This window comes from Psychroflexus sp. MBR-150, from assembly GCF_053628795.1.
In genome coordinates this window covers 77,161-94,622 of the sequence record NZ_JBRJHB010000001.1, presented here as the reverse complement: position 1 = coordinate 94,622, position 17,462 = coordinate 77,161, and the positions used below count along the sequence as shown (strand labels likewise).

The window sequence follows — 17,462 nt, the reverse complement described above, 5'->3', positions numbered from 1 at the left end:
ATGACAAAGTCAAAAATTGATAAAGAATTTAAAATATCCTCTTGGGCCATAGATAACAAAATGACGGTTTACGTCATTATGCTTATTATTTTGGTAGGTGGTATTATGGCTTATGTCAATATGCCAAGAGAAAATTTTCCTGAAGTTGTAGAAACCAAAATCTACGTCAACTCTATCAATCCTGGAAATTCGGCCAAAGACATCGAAAAATTTATTACAGAACCGCTCGAAGAAGAGTTCAATAATGTCAAAGGCGTAAAAGAAATAACCTCGACCACGCAGCAAGATTTCTCAATGGTTATTGTTGAATTTGAAGAAGATATCGAAGTAGAAACAGCCAAACAACTCATTAAGGATAAAGTAGATATCGTTAAATCTGAAACCACTTGGCCAACTTTAGATAATGGTGCCAAAGTTGAACCCAATGTTTTCGATTTGAATATATCTGAAGAAATGCCCATTTTAAATATCAATTTTACGGGTGATTATAAAAGTCAACAACTCAAAGATTTTGCAGAACATCTTCAAGACAAGATAGAATTATTGCCACAAATCAAAGAAGCCTCCATTCGTGGTGTTGATGAAAAAGAAGTTGAAGTAGCGGTTGACATCTATAAAATGACTGCATCTCAAGTCAGTTTTAATGATATTTTTAATGCTATACGATCCGAAAATAGTACCGTTTCAGGTGGAAACATCAAAAATGAAGGTTTGCAAAAAAGCATTCGTGTGATTGGTGAAATTTCAGAACCTTCAGAGCTTGAAGACATTGTTGTTAAAAAAGATGACGGTATTGTTTATTTAAAAGATGTTGCAGAAGTCAATTTTAAAGAAAAAGACCCAACTACTTTTGCCAGAGAATGGGGTAAACCCGTTGTTATGCTTGATGTGAAAAAGCGAGCAGGCAAAAATATGGTAGAAGCAGTAGATCAAATCAAAACCATTGTTGAACACGAAAAAGAAAATTATTACCCACAAAGTTTAGACATCACTTTATCAAATGACCAATCCATTAAAACCATCAATCAAGTCAACGATTTGGTCAACAACATAGTGTTTGGAGTTATTTTAGTGGTTTTGGTCTTGATGTTTTTTCTCGGCTTTAGAAACGCTCTTTTTGTCGGTGTGGCTATCCCTTTATCCATGTTGATGTCTTTGATAATTATATCTAGTTTAGGCTTTACGCTGAATACAATAGTTTTATTTGGTTTGGTCATGGGGCTTGGTATGTTGGTTGATAATGGTATAGTGGTTGTAGAAAATGTTTATAGCTTAATGAGTCAAGGCTATTCTCGTATTGAAGCTGCTAAACAAGGTATTGGCGAAATAGCTTTACCAATTATTGCATCTACGGCAACCACTCTTGCTGCATTTTTTCCGCTTGGACTTTGGCCAGGAACCATAGGAAAGTTTATTATTTATTTTCCTATTACACTTTCAATTGTTCTCGTGTCATCACTATTTGTGGCTTTACTCATCAACGCCATGCTAACGTCCAGGTTTATGAAAATCAAAGAGAAACAACTCACCAGACAAAAAACCATACGTTGGACTTTAATTTTGAGTGTTATTGGCACGTTGATTTTAACACTAGGAATATTTCAAGACTCACGTGTTTTGAGAGCTATCGGAAACTTAGCTTTACTTAGTGCTATAATATTGTGGCTGTTCAAGATGTTTTTAGTGAGAGCTATATTTTATTTTCAATTCGATTTTTTACAACGTCTTGAGAATTTTTATCAAAGACTATTAGCCACTTTTATTAAAGGAAGAAGAGCTTATCTTGTTTTTTTTGGTACACTTAGTTTGCTGATTATAGCTTTTTTAGTTTTAGCTATAGCAAAACCCCAAGTTTTGTTTTTTCCAGAAAATCAGCCCAACCAAACCATAGCCTATATTGAATATCCTGAAGGTACGGCGATTGAAAAAACCAATGCCATGACCAAACAGATAGAGCAACGCATTTATAATGTGATTAAAAAATATGAAGATGAAAATGGTTATAACTTTATGGTAGAATCTGCAGTGAGCCAAGTTGGCGTAGGTGCGGGCAATCCTCAAACTGATGGTGGTATAGTTAGTGAAATGCCACACAAAGGCAAAGTCACTTTATCAATGCGAGAATTCAAATTGAGACGTGGCGTAAAAAGTAGCCAAGTTTTGAGTGAAATACGCCAATCTGTTAAAGACTTTTCAGGTGTGGTTGTTACTGTAGAAAAAGACCAATTAGGACCACCACAAGGTTATGAAATCAATATAGAAATCAAAGGCGAAGACTATGAAGAAATGCTTAATGAAGCACAACAAATGCGACAATATATAGAAAATCAAGAAATTGCAGGCATTGAAGAACTCAAAATAGATATCAACAAGTCTAAACCCGAAATGGAAATTAGAGTTGACCGAGAAAAAGTTGGACAACTAGGAATTTCAACAGGACTGGTTGGACAAACTATCAGACAATCGGTCTTTGGTCAAGAAGCCTCAACCTATAAAGATGGCGATGATGATTATCAAATCAATGTGCGTTTTAATGATAAATATCGTTATGATGAAAGTGCTATTTTTAACCAACCCATCACGTTTAGAAACAACCGCGGGCAATTAAGACAAGTGCCGATTTCAAGTTTAATCAACGTCAAACCTACAGCGACTTTTAACGCCATAAAACGAAAAGACTTAAAACGGGTCATCACACTTTACTCTAATGTTTTGGAAGGTTATAATCCTACAGAAACGGTCAACCAAATCAAAACTGCTTTAGAATCAGGTTATCAAATTAAAGAAGGAATGAATTATGCTTTTACAGGTCAACAAGAAAAACAAGCTGAAAATTTAGCGTTTTTAATTAAAGCTTTATTGTTAGCTGTTGCAGGCATAGCAATAATTATGGTGGCTCAGTTCAACTCGATTTCAAAACCTTTGATTATCATTATGGCGGTGATTTTGAGCTTAATCGGTGTGTTGTTTGGTTTAGTTAGCTTTAAGATGGATTTTATTGTAGTTATGACTATGATGGGCGTGATTACTTTGGCGGGAATTGTTGTCAACAACGCCATTGTTTTGATTGATTATACCCAAATTTTAATCGACCGTAAAAAACAAGCATTAGGTCTTGAAAAAGATGATATCCTCAGCAAACACGATTATTTTGTGAGCATTGTCGCTGGTGGAAAATCTAGATTAAGACCAGTGTTACTAACCGCCATCACAACAGTTTTAGGTTTGATTCCCTTAGCTATCGGTTTAAACATCAACTTTTACACGCTAATCGCAGACCTTGACCCACAAATTTATATCGGTGGTGACAACGTTATTTTTTGGGGACCTTTGGCATGGACAGTTATTTTTGGATTGATTTTCGCCACTTTCTTAACTTTAATCGTTGTACCTGCGATGTTTTATTTGAATATTAGAGCGAAGCTGAGGTTCAGAAAAGGACGATAGAGATATTGTGATTCGAAAAAAAAAGGTTTAAACACTTACAAATCAACAAAATAATTTCGTTTTTGTTATGTAACATAATGATATTCAACACATTAAAGTGTTACTCTCTAATTAGGATTTCCTCAGAAAGTCAGAATTTAAAGTTATAGAATTACTAACACTATTCAAAGCTCATTTTAGCAAACATCTTAATTTAACGTGAGTTTGATTTAAGCTGACAATTTATTTTCAACAATTTCAAGCTTCTGTCGTTGGCATACCATTATTTTATCATTAGAGAGTTTTTCCTAAAATTTTGCCATAGGATGAAATTTATCAATGACATTTTTTAAATGCGTTTTGTCTAAATGTGTGTAAATTTCAGTCGTGATGATGCTTTCGTGCCCTAGCATTTGTTGAATGGCTCTTAAATCTGCCCCATTTTCTAGCAAGTGTGTGGCAAAAGAATGTCTAAACGTATGAGGACTGACGGTCTTTTGAAGGTTTATGGCTTTAGTCAGTTGTTTTATAATGGTAAAAACCATAGCTCTAGTTAAGCGTTTGCCCCGTCGATTGAGAAATAAAATATCTGTTTCGCCAGGTTTGGGTTCTTGATGAATGCGGACGTCATTTTTATAAAGGTTGATATATTTGATGGCACTTGAATTAATCGGCACAAAACGATCTTTTTGACCTTTGCCGTGGACTTTGATAAAGCCTTCGTCAAAAAATAAGTCTGATAATTTTAGATGGGTCAACTCACTCACACGTAGGCCACAGGCGTAAAGCGTTTCAATAATCGCACGGTTGCGTTCGCCTTGTGGATGTGTTAAGTCTATACTGCTGATAAGCTTGTCGATTTCTGCGGTGCTGAGCACTTCGGGTAATTTTTGACCAATTTTAGGCGATTCTATCAGTGCCATAGGATTGTCTGCTCTTTGGTTTTCAAAGATTAAATAATTAAAAAAGCGTTTTAATCCTGAAATTAATCGGGCTTGGCTTCGGGCATTAATGACTTTAGACATCGCATAAATAAAGGTTTTGAGTTCCTCTTCATTGATAGTTTCAGGTGAAGATTTTATATTAAACTCGTCGAGATACCTGATCAATTTTTTGATATCAAACTCGTAGTTGAGCACAGAATTTGCAGTCAAACCGCATTCTATTTTCAAATACATTTTAAAGTCGTCTAAAGCTTGGTGCCAGGTCATAAAAAATTGTTATCCAATATTGATATCCTTATTGAACGTTATGTATTGTCAATAAAGTCCTCATATGAATCTAACGGCAAAACATCTATCTTGTAATTATCCTCATCAACTTTTTCAATAATTACACTATCATAACCAATAACTTCTAACATTCTATATTTTACTAATTCATTTTCCTTTAATTGTAGAGCTTTTCTAAGTATCCACTCTCCTAAGCCTTTATTTGATGATGTCATTAAACCTTTTCCTTTGTTCAATACTTCTCCATCTATTTTAATCTTTGCAGTTTGACACATTTTAGCTTTATAAGTTTTGCCATTTGGTAAATGTAAATCAAAATATAATTTTTTATTTTTTAATATAGGGGGGAAAAAATTTGGAAACTTATGATGAATTATTGCTGGAACAGGAATATAAACTTCATTAAAATCTCTTTTTCTACCACGAGCATTCCACTGATTTAAGCCACTTCTCGGAAAAACAAATTTATCTCCATTATTATAACCATATAGTGGCAATACTACGTAATCGACACCAGGGACTTGTTTTTCTACTTCTAAATATTCATTTTCGTGTTTAAATAGTTTTAATATCAACTCGAAAGGGTCTTTTAATATATCTATATCTTTGAAGTAAGCATCCTTAGATATATAAAATCTTCTGTATAAAGTACTTTTTGATCGATTAAAAGAATACTCATTAATACCATCAGAAAATTTAATTCCTGCTTTAGTTTCCTTAATAAGTCTTATTCTATCTAAATCAATCTCAGCATAATCAGTATCAAATAAAACAAGTTGTTTGTTTTTTCTAGCAACAATATGATAAAGAGAGTCTTTAATATCATAAAGCCTATTTGCTAAAAGTATTCTTTCATTTCGAAATTCCGAAAGTTTATATGCTAATTCATCATTCTTAATATCTAATAATTCATTAGCCTTTGAGTTAAATTCAGCTATTTTTTCCAAACTGTTGTTGGATTGACAAGTAAATGTCTTGAGACCAATTCCTGTGTTTTTCATTTTAGCATCATATGCTGTATCTGATCTAGAAAGGTTTTCAGCGTTAAATGCCTTACAAAAAATATTTTCTGCAACTCTATAATTAATAAATGGAATTGAACTTTCACTGAACAAACCTGATAGTTTTGCAATAGCAGATAGTAAGGTGATGTAATTATTGAAATCTTTATTAGGAAATGATTTCATATCATAATACTTTCATAATTTCTTGACTAATCCTTTCAACTAAAGTAGTTGTTACTGAGTTTCCAGCTTGTTTGTAAAGTTTACTATTAGACAAATCAGGTAGGATAAATTTATCCACTTGATAGCCTTGAAAAGCAAAACATTCTTTTGGCGTAAGTTTTCTTATTCCAAAATCGTCTTTAATTAATGGAACATTATGACCACCTGTTCCCATATTCGCAGTTAAAGTTGGGCAAACTTGACTTTTGTTTTCTCTTACATAAACTCTTCGCCATTGGTAAACTGTATCTTTACTGGTCATTGTTTTTTCTAATTCTGGATAGTATTTATGATTATTTGGGTAGTAAAATTTATCATCTTTTTTATCTTTTTCTAAGATATTATGTATGGTTTTAGTGAGTTTAATTTGTTTTGGAAATTTGAATTTATTATAATCTTTAACTTGCTTAGGGTCAAAAGCTACTATAAAAATACGTTCTCTATTTTGTGGTATATTAGCGTGAGTCATTGAATTAAGCACCTCATAAAAAACTTTATACCCTAATTTTTTTTCTAATATTTCAAGTATTACCTTGAATGTTTTTCCTTTATCATGAGAAATCAGATTCTTTACATTTTCTAAAAAAACAACTTTTGGGTTATGCTTTTCTATGACTTGTTCAACATCAAAAAACAAAGTTCCTCTAGTATCTGAAAATCCTTTTCTGTATCCAGCTATAGAAAATGCCTGACAGGGGAAACCCGCACACAAAATATCAAATTTATGTGGGATAAACTCTTTTACCCTTTTTTTAGTAATATCACCAAAAGGAATATCACCAAAATTTTTATAATAAGTCTTTTGAGCGTTTTCATCCCATTCACTTGTATAAACACATTTTCCTCCAACATTTTGTAGTGCAATACGAAAACCTCCGACACCAGCAAATAAATCAATAAAACTGAAGTATGGTCTTTTTGGTGCTGGATAAGGTATATCTTCTGTATTATTGAATAATAAATACTGTAGAGCATCTTCTGCTACTTTATCAGATATTTTTTTGGTTGTAGATTTGCCTTCTAAAATTTCTTTTACATATTCAACAGCAGAATTTTTATAAGTGCTTGAGTGACCATTTTCTTGGTTTTGTAAAAAATGAGTAAATGAAGCTTGCTTGGTATTATCGGGATCGTATATATTAATCTTAAATTTCAGATTATCGACATTTTCAAAAGTAGTTGTCTTCTTCAACATTTTTTTTAAATCTTAGTTTTCATTGCAATATAAAAAAGTAATTTTTTAAAACTTAAATTCGAATGAAATTTAGCGTTTATATAAAGGTAATTACTTTTCCTCAGTTAAAAGTTCCGCAACAGTAAAAATACTGCCACCTACAAATATAACATCTTTGAGTTGAGCTTCTGATTTTGCACTTTCAAAGGCTTCTTCTAAAGTTAAAAAAAACTGCTTTTGTAAAGACGTATTTTGGAGTTCATCTTTTAAGTCTTCTACACGTTTGGCTCTTGGAATTTTTGGTGCTGAAAAATAATAAACGGCATCTTGTGGCAATATTTTTAAAATGCTTTTCACATCTTTATCATTCACAAAACCCATAACCATGTGTAAGGTTTTATAGTTTAAAGTTTGAAGTTGTTTGGCAACATATTTTATGCCTTCCAAATTATGAGCTGTGTCTGCTACACAAAGTGGATTTTGACTTAAAACCTGCCAACGTCCTTGAAAACCTGTGTTTTTTATGACATTGGATAAACCTTTAGCGATTTGTTCTTCTGAAATTTGCCAGCCTTGGGTTTTTAAAATATCAATAGCCTTTAAAACCGTTTGTTGATTTTTAGTTTGATACAAACCTTTTAAATCAGACACAAACCTCTTAAAATTGTGGTCTTCTGCAAAATAAATTTCGGATGAAGTGCTTTGTGCCGTTTGCCTAAAAACGGGTTCGGTTTCAGGCTGCTTTTCGCCAATCACAACAGGGGTTTTTGGTTTGATGATGCCAGCTTTTTCTTTGGCGATTTGTTTCAAATTATCGCCGAGAAATTTGGTGTGATCTAAACCGATATTGGTGATGACAGCCAATTCGGGTTTAATGATATTGGTAGCGTCCAAACGACCGCCCATTCCTACTTCAATAATAGCTATGTCAACTTTTTTGTCTGCAAAGATTTGAAATGCCAAACCGACTGTCATTTCAAAAAAAGACAAATTTTCTTTTTCAAAAAATGCTTTGTGTTGGCTTATAAAATCAACAACATTTTCTTTTGAAATCATTTGTCCATTGACACGAATTCGTTCTCTAAAATCTTTTAAATGTGGTGACGTATAAAGCCCAACTTTATAACCCGATTCTTGCAAAACAGATGCCAGCATGTGGCTACATGAACCTTTGCCATTAGTACCACCAACGTGAATACTTTTGAATTTCTGTTCGGGATGATTCAAATGAGCAGAAAGTGCTTTGATGTTATGTAAGTCTTTGCGATAAGCAGCTTGTCCCACACGTTGATACATAGGAAGTTGAGAAAAAAGCCAGTTTATGGTTTCTGAATAGGTCAAGAGATGTTTTACACTTTTAGGCATTCCATAAAATTATCTTTGTTTTTAAAATCGCATAATAAATTTAGTTTTCTTCACTGAGTGGTTTTTTGGTTTTCTAATATGTTACTCATTCAATTTTTCGACAAAGTAAATCATAATACCATCATGTTATACCAATTTTGATTAATATAGTTATCCATATTGGTTGAGATAGAATCACAAAACAGGTTTTCTAATTCTTTCTATCACTAATTATTTTTACCTGAGTCATTTCTATTAAATAGTCAGCGTATTTTAAACTGTAAAATTGATTAAAAAAAACTTTTTATACCAATATTAATATTTAATTTTACGGTCAATTTAAATTGTAAATCTCAGTCTAAATGTCTTTAAACCAAACCAAACAATATCGTCTCTTTGAAGAAGAAGCTAATCATAAATCAATAAATAATGATGAAAAAATAAAAGTTCCCGAAATGTTGAACAAGCTTCAAATTTCAGAAGAAGACACCAAAAAAGAAAGCAAGTTAAAACAACTTATCAGTTCTAGGCTAAAGAAAATTGAAAAACAAAAATCTCTTTTAGAGGAAGACAGAAAATTATTAAATAAAATAAAAGCACTTTACCACAAAAACCTACCAGACGATTTAAATGGCTTATGTAAAGATATTGAACGATTTACCGAAAAACTTGTAAAACGCTATAAACAAAAAAGCTTTTCTGAACACCAAAGACGACTTTTAGAATATTTGATAGAAGATAATTTTGATCAACTCTTATTTAAAAAATATACCAGCGAAACTTTGGACTCTTTAATTGATGAATATAATGAATATAAAGAAAAGTATTATGGCTTTGATGAAGATGATAGCATCTATGAAGAAAATGACGACGATGAATTTGGAGATAGTTTTGCAAAGTCGATAGAGAAAGAAATGATCAAACATATGTTAGAAAATATGGGCGTAGATTTGGAGGATGAATTTTTTAAAGATATAGATTTAAACGACCCAAATTTCCAAGATAAATTTAAAGCACGGTTTTTTGAATACAAAGAAAAGCAACAAGAAACTGAAAAACATGAAGAAAAAAAACAGCAAGTAATTACTACAGACAAAGAATTTACAAAGCTGTATAAAACCTTAGTTAAAAAAGTTCATCCAGATCTCACAACTGATGAAACAGAAAGAAAACGCCGTGAAGAATTAATGAAAGAATTGTCTATGGTTTGGAAAAATCGAGATTTATATCAATTGTTGGTATTGCAATCTCAAATAGAGCCAAACAATGATACAAGCATAGAACTTAACAAATCTCAACTCCAGCAGATTGCTGATAATCTTTTAGAAAAAACCAAAGAGTTAGAGCAAGAACGATTTGTGTACAAAAAACATCCTGAAAATGAATTTTATTATAAAAACTTTTTTGGTAGATCAGAAAGAAAAATTTTGCTTCACATTGAAAACTTCAAGAAGCAATTAAAAAAAGAGTCTAAAGAAATAAACAATAATATCTCAAAACTCAAAACCCAAAAAACCACTAAGGAGTTTTTGAAATCTGTAGATGAAAAATTAAATGAAGAAGATATTTTTGATGCTTGGTTTTAAGTCCGTTTTTTAATACACAACTAATCCGACAACTTAAACACATAAGTGATATAGCCAACCTGCCTTGAAGGAGCGTTGCTGTCTTTGTTGAATTTGGTATCTAATGCAGCACGTTGAGCGGGTTTTAATAAACACGGATCGCTGTTGGTTGTGCCTTTTTCACCTGGTGTAGCTTTGATGACATTCCCATTTTGATCCACTTCTATTTTCACAACCACGGTTCCAGATTCGTTGCAGTCTTGGGTGTATTTTGTTTTGGTTAAAGCTTTTCTACCACCAAGCCTATAATTGCCATCGCCGTCAAGACCTTTGCCCGTGCCGTAATAAGATTTAACCTCGGGGTCACCGTCAGGATCGCCTTTGTCGCCTGCGGTTTGGTCGTTGCCTTCGCTGTTTTTAGATTCGCCGTTATTTTCTGGACCATTTAGTAAGTTGTCCATAGCATCGGTTACGGCTTTATCAGGTTTGGGGTCTGGTTTTTTTTCTGGAACTTCTTCGGGTTTTTTCTCTACGGGTTTGGTTTCCTCTTTTGGGACTTCTTCTTTAGGCTCTTCTTTTTTAGGTTCATTTTTTTCGGGTGTGATTTCTTTTTTCTGCTCTTCTTCTTTTATCACTGGAGCTTCTTCGGTCTCTTGAGTTGCCACTTCTTCTTTGACTTCAGAGCTTGTAGGTTGAGTTTGTGGCTGTGGCGTAGGTTCAGGTATATTTTGTTCAGGAGTCGTTTTTACGGGTTTGGTGGGCTGTGTATTGCCTTGCCCCATTTCTGTGGTTCCGAAATTGACGAGAATACCTTTTTCTTTTGGTGGGTCAAAATATTTTAAGCCTAATAGCAACAATAACAAAATCAACATCACATACAAAATGCTTGTGATGACAAATGATTTTTTTTCGTATTTGGTTTCTAAAAAAGACATTTCATAGGTTTAATTCATCTCGATACATCCTGACTGTAAACGGTCAGAGCATTCATGCAACGTTAGCAGGCTCAAAAACTGACACTAATTTGGTTTCACGGCCAAAACGACTTTAAATCGGTTTCTATTTGCAATATCCATTACTTTAACAGCTTTTTCTATAGGAACGCCTTCCTCAGCTCTTAAAATAATGGTTGGATTTTCTATATCTTTTAAACGATTAATCAAATTTTGTTCCAAACCGCTTTCGCTGACTTTATCTTGATTGATATAAATTTCTAAGTTTTTGTTTATGCTTACCGATATGTTGTGTTTGTTAGTCGTTTTGCCTTTGGCTTTTGGCAAAATTAAATCTAAAGCTTCGGGTGTAATCACAGGCGAAGTCAACATAAAAAAGATGAGCAATAGAAAAACAATGTCGGTCATAGACGACATGCTGAAGTCAGCACTGATTTTATTTCGTCCTCTTAAATTCATATCAAGTCGGTTCGTTTAATAAGTCTAAGAAATCAACGGCTGTGGCTTCCATTTGATGCACCACTTTATCGGTTTTAACCACCAAATGGTTATAACCAATATAAGCGATGATACCAACAATAAGTCCAGCAACAGTAGTTGTCATAGCGGTATAAATTCCTTCAGCCAACAAGCCCATTTCAGCTTGACCGCTACTTGTTGCTAACTCATGAAAGGCTAAAACCATACCGATAACCGTTCCAAGAAACCCAATCATAGGAGCTGCACCAGCAATAGTTGCGAGAATACTGACGTTTTTTTCAAGCTTATAGACTTCAAGTCGTCCAGCATTTTCAATGGCAGTATTGATATCTTCAAGTGGAGTGCCAATTCTTGAAATGCCTTTAGCAGTTAACCTTGCTACTGGCGAATTTTCTTGGGCACATCGCACTTTGGCACCTTCAATATTGCCGTTGCTCACATTATCTTTAATCTGAGACATAAAGTTTTTATCGGTTTTGGATGCTGCTTTTATGGCAAACAAACGCTCGAAATAAATATAAATCGCAGCAAAAAGCAAAACGGCAAGGATGATAATAATTATGGTACCGCCTAAACCACCACTAAACAGCAATTCGAGTAGGGAAATAGATTTCTCTTCTGAAACCTCTGCAACTGGATTGGCTTGGTCAGTAACCTCTTGTAAAAGGCTTATAAACATCATTAGATATAGTTTTATGTCTTAACGAAAAATTTTGGACTAAATTACATTTTTAGGTTTAACCTTGTAAGCGGTTTGATGAAAAAATTATTAATGTTTTATCATTTTCATTTTAGCCTTTAAACCATCACGGAAAATTTTAAACATAAGTTTTAATAGTAATGTCAAAAATAAGTATGGCATTTATTAGATTTGCAAATAATTAATTCTCATCTATTTCTCATTTTATGTTAGATATTAAAAATATTAGAACCCATCGTGATAGATACGAAAAAGCTTTGGCAAAAAGAGCTTTTGACGCCAAATCACTTTTTGACAAACTGCTTGAATTAGACAATAAAAGACGATCTACTCAAGTTGAACTTGATGAAATTTTGGCCAAATCTAACAGTATTTCAAAACAAATTGGGCTACTTTTTAAAAACAAGCAGACTCAAGAAGCCAATGAGCTTAAAAAAGAGACTGGCAAACTAAAAGAAAAAAGTAAATCTCTGTCTGAACAAAAAGATACATTAGAATCAGAAATTGAACAGCTATTGTATCAAATTCCTAATGTGCCTCATGATAGCGTCCCTAATGGACAAAGTGAAGAAGATAATGTAGAGGTTTATGCCGAAGGTGATATTCCAAAACTACATAACGAGGCTTTGCCACATTGGGAAATTGCTAAAAAATATGATATCATAGATTTTGAACTTGGGAATAAAATCACAGGTGCTGGATTCCCTGTGTATAAAAATAAAGGTGCTAAACTACAGCGGGCATTGATACAATATTTTTTAGATAAAAATATCGCAGGAGGATATCAAGAAGTACAGGTGCCACTTGTTATCAATGAAGCTTCTGGTTATGGTACAGGTCAACTACCAGACAAAGAAGGTCAAATGTATTATGTGGGTGAAGATAATTTGTATTTAATCCCAACGGCAGAAGTTCCTATCACTAATATATACAGGGGCGACATTATCAACGAGTCTGATTTACCGATCAAATTAACAGGCTATACACCATGTTTTAGACGTGAAGCTGGCAGCTATGGTGCTCACGTAAGAGGCTTAAATCGGTTACATCAGTTTGACAAAGTTGAAATTGTCAATTTTGTGAAGCCAGAATTGTCATATAAAGTTTTAGATCAAATGGTAGAGCATGTGAAAGACATTCTTAAAGAACTTCATTTACCTTATAGAATTCTTAAACTATGTGGTGGCGATTTGGGCTTTACCTCAGCTTTAACCTACGATTTTGAAGTGTATTCTACTGCTCAAAAAAAATGGTTAGAAATATCGTCTGTTTCTAATTTTGAAACCTATCAAGCCAATCGTTTAAAAATCAGGTATAAAGATAAGGCTAATAAAAATAAGCTTATTCACACTTTAAACGGAAGTTCATTAGCATTACCTCGCGTTATTGCAGGTTTACTTGAAAACTTTCAAACCAAAGATGGAATAGAAATCCCTGATGTTCTTAAACCTTATACAGGTTTTGATAGAATCGATTAGATGCTAAAGATTGCTTTTGATTCTATATACCAACACCCACTTCCTGAAGGACATAGGTTTCCTATGGAAAAATACGAATTATTGCCCAAACAATTATTGTATGAAGGAACTTGTGAAGCGGAGAATTTTTTTAAACCAGAAATTGATTTAAAAAATGAAAATTATATTAAACTCGCTCATGATAAATTCTATTTAAAAACACTTTATAATTGTGATTTAGAGCGAAAAGAAGCAAAAAAAATAGGATTTCCTCTTACGGCTCAGTTGGTTAAACGCGAAAGACTTATTGCCAATGGAAGTATAGAAGCATGCAATTATGCTTTAAAAAACGGTGTTGCAATGAATATAGCAGGAGGAACTCACCACGCTTTTAGGCAGAGAGGCGAAGCCTTTTGTATGCTCAATGATCAGGCGATTTGTGCTTATTATTTGCTCCAAAACAATCTGGCACATTCTGTATTAATTATAGATTTGGATGTTCATCAGGGAAATGGCACCGCTGATATTTTCAAAAATGAGTCAAAAGTTTATACCTTTTCTATGCATGGCAAAAACAACTATCCTTTTCAAAAAGAAAAATCTAATCTTGATATTGCTTTAGATGATAAAACAGGAGATGATGAGTATTTAAAAACCCTAAAATCTATATTACCAAAGCTCATTGACAAAGTAAAGCCTGACTTTGCATTTTATTTGAGCGGCGTTGATATTATAAAAACGGATAAGTTAGGCCGATTGAGCTGTACAGTTGAAGGCTGTAAAGCTAGAGATGAATTTGTTTTAGAAACGCTTCATCAAAAGCATATACCTGTTGAAATTAGTATGGGCGGTGGTTATTCTAAAGACATTAAAATTATCATCGAGGCACATGCTAATACATTCAGGTTGGCTCAACAAATTTATTTTTAGTCTTAGCTTTACATAGATAGAATCTTTTTCAGGTTATATCAAAAAACCCTGAAGTTCAAAACTTCAGGGTTGTAGGAATTTTTAATAAGCGTTTCAAATTTTAGCTTATATCAATCAAACGCTTAGGTTGTGTTTTAGCTTCCTCGCGTTTTGGTAAATCTAAATACAAAATACCATTTTTGTAATTAGCTTTTATTTTGTTAGCGTCAACAGTATCTGGTAATGTAAAGCTACGTTTAAAGCTTTCATAACTAAACTCTCTTCTAGTAAAGTTTTTGTCTTCTGTTTCCTTTTCATCTTTAGTTTCAGATGAAATAATCAATAAATCATTGTCTAATTCAATGTTAAAATCTTTTTTAGATTTACCAGGAGCAGCCAATTCCAAACTGTATTTATCTTCTTTTTCTTCGATATTTACAGCTGGTAAGGATTTCAAGGCACTAAAGCCATTTTCGGTTAGCCTGTCATCAAAAATGTCTTCTAATAAATTTGGCAACCATCCGTTACTTGTTCTTGTCATTAGTCCCATAATAATTAAATTTTTTAAGGTTAAACTTTTTTTTAATTTCAAAAACAAATATTCAATTCTTATACCAAGCCAAAACATGTGACGTTTTGGCTGTTTTTTTGAATTTATGAATGACTTTTTGTCTTAAAGCATGTGAGCGAATTAGAGTTTTGTTCAAAAAATTTACTTGTCATAGCAATCTGACTGACATAAATTTTGATAGTCGAACTTATGATAATTTAATATTCAATTTTTAGAAGAAAAACCTTCGAGTAAACGGTCAGTTATAGCAGTTAGCGTGAATTCTATATAAATTCCAATAAAATATATTCATATAAAATACAGATATTTAATCATTTGTCATGTTGACAGAGCGAAGCATGAGTGATGAGACATCTCAGTAGGATGAGATTTCTCCTCATTCTTCGTTCGAAATGGCAAAATTTGCTCACAAAAAGATGTAATCATCTGATTTACAGCTTTCCATAAATCGAACTCACCTGCAGTTAAAGACAATGTTTTGGGTTGTTCAAAGCATTTAATAATAAAACCTTGTTGATTAATACCTTTTTAAATTTTATCCGTCGGGTTTTTTCAAAGCGGTGTTTAACGTATTAACTCTAAACTTTCTCTTATTTGATAAAAGAAAATGTGCTGTCTGTAAATTCTGAGGCTAACATCCCATATGCTTCATCTATATAAACATAAAAATCTTTAGGAAAATAGTTGATTCTATTTGGACTTCTATGGTGACCTAATCGAACGATAAGCAAATCATCTTTAGGAATGCCTATCACGTATTGGCCTAAAATTCCTCGCATTGCAAAAATGTGTTTGTCTTTATAATCACTCAACCAAAAACCATAACCATACTGAGGAGACTCTTCAAACCTTGGATGAGTTGCTTTTTTTACAAATTTATCTTCTATAAGTTGCTGACCATTCCACCACCCATTTTGTAAATAAAGCTGACCCAGCTTTGCAAAATTTCTAGCGTTTGTTGCAATGCAACAATAGCTTTTTTCCATACCGCTTTCTGCACTATCGAGTTGCCATAAACCAAAGTCATTCATGCCAAGTGGACGCCAAAAACTTTGGCTCAAATATTCAGATAAAGATTTATGAGTTGCTTTTTCTATAATCATTCCGAGAAGTTGCGTATTCCCGCTTAAATATTTAAAAGATTGACCTGGTTGGTCTTCAATAGCTAAGCTTTTTATCAATGTTCTGATGTTTTTGTCATAATAGGACTTTGCCGTCATAGAAAATGGACTGTAATATTGCTCATTCCAATTCAAACCGCTTGACATTGAAGCCAAATCGCCTACTGTGCATTGTGAAGCAAATTTGCCTTTAAATTCTGGAAAGAAATCTGTTATGGGTTGATCTATACTTGTAATGTAACCCTCTTGAATGGCTTTAAAAAGAAGGCTGACTGTAAAGCTTTTAGCTACAGAAAAAGAATTGGTTTTTGAAGTTTTGCTATAGTTTTCAGCGTAGTTTTCATACCAAATTTTTCCGTCTTTTATGATAAGAAAAGCTACAGTTCCTAGTTCATCATTGATTTCTTCAAGTTTTTTAGATGCAGAAACCGAATTGTATTGGTCAGACAATTTCCACGGTTGTGGTGTTGATGTTTCTATAGTGCGGTTGTCAAAATAAGGATAATCATCTATAAAAGCTGTGGTGTGACCAGTGAGATAAACCACTTGAATCCCTTTAAATATATAGCCGTAACCTAAAATATAAAGTCCTACGACTAAAATTAATATGCTGACAAGAATCCATTTTAAGGTTTTAATAAATTTTTTCACAATTCTTAAAATTTTCGTTTATTTCAAATCAGTGTAAGGAAAATTAGAATACTCTAAAGACCAAGATTTGCCTTGTGTTAATTCTTGTAAGTTGCCACAATAATAGGTTCCTGGAATAGGGTCATAGGCTAAGACTTCTTCTCCAATTTTTTCGGTTGTTAAATAGGCTAATATACTAAAGTTTTTCAAGACGTCTAAGCATTCAGAAGTGGTTAAGCCTTTAAAGTCAGGGTTGTTCTCTCTTTCTGTGTCTGTTTCTCCTTTTACTTTTAAATGTTGATCTAAAAACAATTGAATATCTTTAGCTTCAATTTTATTGATTTCTTTTTTTGATTCATCTTCAAATTTTAATAACACTTTGTCAAAAGCCAGTTTAAAGCGTTGCTGGTCTTTAATTTTAAACACTTCATTTATATAACGGTCAATAAACTCTGGGACATTTAATTCTGTAGCAGATGGTAAATCGGTTTTAGGTAAAAACACATTGACTATTTTTGTGAGAAATTGTCCTTGTGGAATGCTTAAGAATTTTGGTGTCCACAGTTGAGGTTCTGTAGTACAACTATTTAATATACTCAACACTGTTGGTGTAGCAACCACGGCTGCTGATGCAATACCTATACGTTTTAAAACTTCTCTACGATTCATGAGTA

Annotated in this window: 14 protein-coding genes; 4 read left to right on the top strand and 10 right to left on the bottom strand. The window is 33.0% G+C overall.

Annotation, left to right across the window (positions count from 1 at the left end):
• Positions 1–3,447 (top strand): efflux RND transporter permease subunit, encoded by a 3,447-nt coding sequence (locus ACSSV5_RS00400; RefSeq protein ID WP_454244332.1) that lies wholly within the window; start codon positions 1–3, stop codon positions 3,445–3,447.
• 287 nt (positions 3,448–3,734) lie between these two features.
• On the opposite strand, the gene xerD is transcribed toward ACSSV5_RS00400, so the two are convergent.
• The 4 genes from xerD to ACSSV5_RS00380 all read right to left on the bottom strand — a co-directional run bounded on the left by xerD (position 3,735) and on the right by ACSSV5_RS00380 (position 8,423).
• The gene (gene xerD, locus ACSSV5_RS00395; RefSeq protein WP_454244331.1) at positions 3,735–4,637 is read right to left on the bottom strand and encodes a site-specific tyrosine recombinase XerD; all 903 of its coding nucleotides are present in this window, start codon (positions 4,635–4,637) and stop codon (positions 3,735–3,737) included.
• Between the two features lie 38 nt (positions 4,638–4,675).
• Positions 4,676–5,845 (bottom strand): restriction endonuclease, encoded by a 1,170-nt coding sequence (locus tag ACSSV5_RS00390; protein WP_454244330.1) that lies wholly within the window; start codon positions 5,843–5,845, stop codon positions 4,676–4,678.
• Between the two features lies 1 nt (position 5,846).
• Positions 5,847–7,079 carry a DNA (cytosine-5-)-methyltransferase gene (dcm, locus tag ACSSV5_RS00385; RefSeq protein WP_454244329.1) on the bottom strand — a complete coding sequence of 411 codons (1,233 nt, stop codon included), beginning with the start codon at positions 7,077–7,079 and terminating at the stop codon, positions 5,847–5,849.
• A gap of 90 nt (positions 7,080–7,169) precedes the next feature.
• The gene (locus ACSSV5_RS00380) at positions 7,170–8,423 is read right to left on the bottom strand and encodes a bifunctional folylpolyglutamate synthase/dihydrofolate synthase (RefSeq protein WP_454244328.1); all 1,254 of its coding nucleotides are present in this window, start codon (positions 8,421–8,423) and stop codon (positions 7,170–7,172) included.
• A gap of 341 nt (positions 8,424–8,764) precedes the next feature.
• On the opposite strand from ACSSV5_RS00380, the gene ACSSV5_RS00375 reads away from it, so the two are divergent.
• Positions 8,765–9,988 carry a hypothetical protein gene (locus ACSSV5_RS00375; protein WP_454244327.1) on the top strand — a complete coding sequence of 408 codons (1,224 nt, stop codon included), beginning with the start codon at positions 8,765–8,767 and terminating at the stop codon, positions 9,986–9,988.
• 20 nt (positions 9,989–10,008) lie between these two features.
• Here the strand turns inward: ACSSV5_RS00375 and ACSSV5_RS00370 are convergent, their stop codons facing one another.
• The 3 genes from ACSSV5_RS00370 to ACSSV5_RS00360 all read right to left on the bottom strand — a co-directional run bounded on the left by ACSSV5_RS00370 (position 10,009) and on the right by ACSSV5_RS00360 (position 12,079).
• A complete protein-coding gene (locus ACSSV5_RS00370) occupies positions 10,009–10,902 on the bottom strand; it encodes an energy transducer TonB (protein WP_454244326.1) in 894 nt (297 codons plus the stop codon).
• An 84-nt stretch (positions 10,903–10,986) separates the two neighbouring features.
• The gene (locus ACSSV5_RS00365) at positions 10,987–11,379 is read right to left on the bottom strand and encodes an ExbD/TolR family protein (protein WP_211065076.1); all 393 of its coding nucleotides are present in this window, start codon (positions 11,377–11,379) and stop codon (positions 10,987–10,989) included.
• Between the two features lies 1 nt (position 11,380).
• The gene (locus ACSSV5_RS00360; RefSeq protein WP_454244436.1) at positions 11,381–12,079 is read right to left on the bottom strand and encodes a MotA/TolQ/ExbB proton channel family protein; all 699 of its coding nucleotides are present in this window, start codon (positions 12,077–12,079) and stop codon (positions 11,381–11,383) included.
• A 227-nt stretch (positions 12,080–12,306) separates the two neighbouring features.
• Between ACSSV5_RS00360 and serS the strand changes: the two genes are divergently transcribed.
• Both serS and ACSSV5_RS00350 read left to right on the top strand, forming a co-directional pair.
• The gene (gene serS, locus ACSSV5_RS00355) at positions 12,307–13,578 is read left to right on the top strand and encodes a serine--tRNA ligase (RefSeq protein ID WP_454244325.1); all 1,272 of its coding nucleotides are present in this window, start codon (positions 12,307–12,309) and stop codon (positions 13,576–13,578) included.
• Positions 13,579–14,487 (top strand): histone deacetylase family protein, encoded by a 909-nt coding sequence (locus ACSSV5_RS00350; RefSeq protein WP_211065073.1) that lies wholly within the window; start codon positions 13,579–13,581, stop codon positions 14,485–14,487.
• A gap of 100 nt (positions 14,488–14,587) precedes the next feature.
• Here the strand turns inward: ACSSV5_RS00350 and ACSSV5_RS00345 are convergent, their stop codons facing one another.
• The 3 genes from ACSSV5_RS00345 to ACSSV5_RS00335 all read right to left on the bottom strand — a co-directional run bounded on the left by ACSSV5_RS00345 (position 14,588) and on the right by ACSSV5_RS00335 (position 17,457).
• Positions 14,588–15,016, bottom strand: a complete 429-nt coding sequence (locus ACSSV5_RS00345; RefSeq protein ID WP_454244324.1) for an Hsp20/alpha crystallin family protein — start codon at positions 15,014–15,016, stop codon at positions 14,588–14,590.
• 611 nt (positions 15,017–15,627) lie between these two features.
• A complete protein-coding gene (locus ACSSV5_RS00340; protein ID WP_454244323.1) occupies positions 15,628–16,809 on the bottom strand; it encodes a serine hydrolase domain-containing protein in 1,182 nt (393 codons plus the stop codon).
• Between the two features lie 18 nt (positions 16,810–16,827).
• A complete protein-coding gene (locus ACSSV5_RS00335) occupies positions 16,828–17,457 on the bottom strand; it encodes a gluconate 2-dehydrogenase subunit 3 family protein (RefSeq protein ID WP_454244322.1) in 630 nt (209 codons plus the stop codon).
• Positions 17,458–17,462: the final 5 nt, after the last annotated feature.

What these genes read in the sequence shown, in the direction of transcription:
- ACSSV5_RS00375 (WP_454244327.1), top strand. Translation starts at nt 8,765, where the DNA reads ATGTCTTTAAACCAAACCAAACAATATCGTCTCTTTGAAGAAGAAGCT.
- ACSSV5_RS00390 (WP_454244330.1), bottom strand. Translation starts at nt 5,845, where the DNA reads ATGAAATCATTTCCTAATAAAGATTTCAATAATTACATCACCTTACTA.
- ACSSV5_RS00365 (WP_211065076.1), bottom strand. Translation starts at nt 11,379, where the DNA reads ATGAATTTAAGAGGACGAAATAAAATCAGTGCTGACTTCAGCATGTCG.
- ACSSV5_RS00370 (WP_454244326.1), bottom strand. Translation starts at nt 10,902, where the DNA reads ATGTCTTTTTTAGAAACCAAATACGAAAAAAAATCATTTGTCATCACA.
- ACSSV5_RS00360 (WP_454244436.1), bottom strand. Translation starts at nt 12,079, where the DNA reads ATGTTTATAAGCCTTTTACAAGAGGTTACTGACCAAGCCAATCCAGTT.
- serS (WP_454244325.1), top strand. Translation starts at nt 12,307, where the DNA reads ATGTTAGATATTAAAAATATTAGAACCCATCGTGATAGATACGAAAAA.
- ACSSV5_RS00335 (WP_454244322.1), bottom strand. Translation starts at nt 17,457, where the DNA reads ATGAATCGTAGAGAAGTTTTAAAACGTATAGGTATTGCATCAGCAGCC.
- ACSSV5_RS00350 (WP_211065073.1), top strand. Translation starts at nt 13,579, where the DNA reads ATGCTAAAGATTGCTTTTGATTCTATATACCAACACCCACTTCCTGAA.
- ACSSV5_RS00345 (WP_454244324.1), bottom strand. Translation starts at nt 15,016, where the DNA reads ATGGGACTAATGACAAGAACAAGTAACGGATGGTTGCCAAATTTATTA.
- dcm (WP_454244329.1), bottom strand. Translation starts at nt 7,079, where the DNA reads ATGTTGAAGAAGACAACTACTTTTGAAAATGTCGATAATCTGAAATTT.
- ACSSV5_RS00380 (WP_454244328.1), bottom strand. Translation starts at nt 8,423, where the DNA reads ATGCCTAAAAGTGTAAAACATCTCTTGACCTATTCAGAAACCATAAAC.
- xerD (WP_454244331.1), bottom strand. Translation starts at nt 4,637, where the DNA reads ATGACCTGGCACCAAGCTTTAGACGACTTTAAAATGTATTTGAAAATA.
- ACSSV5_RS00400 (WP_454244332.1), top strand. Translation starts at nt 1, where the DNA reads ATGACAAAGTCAAAAATTGATAAAGAATTTAAAATATCCTCTTGGGCC.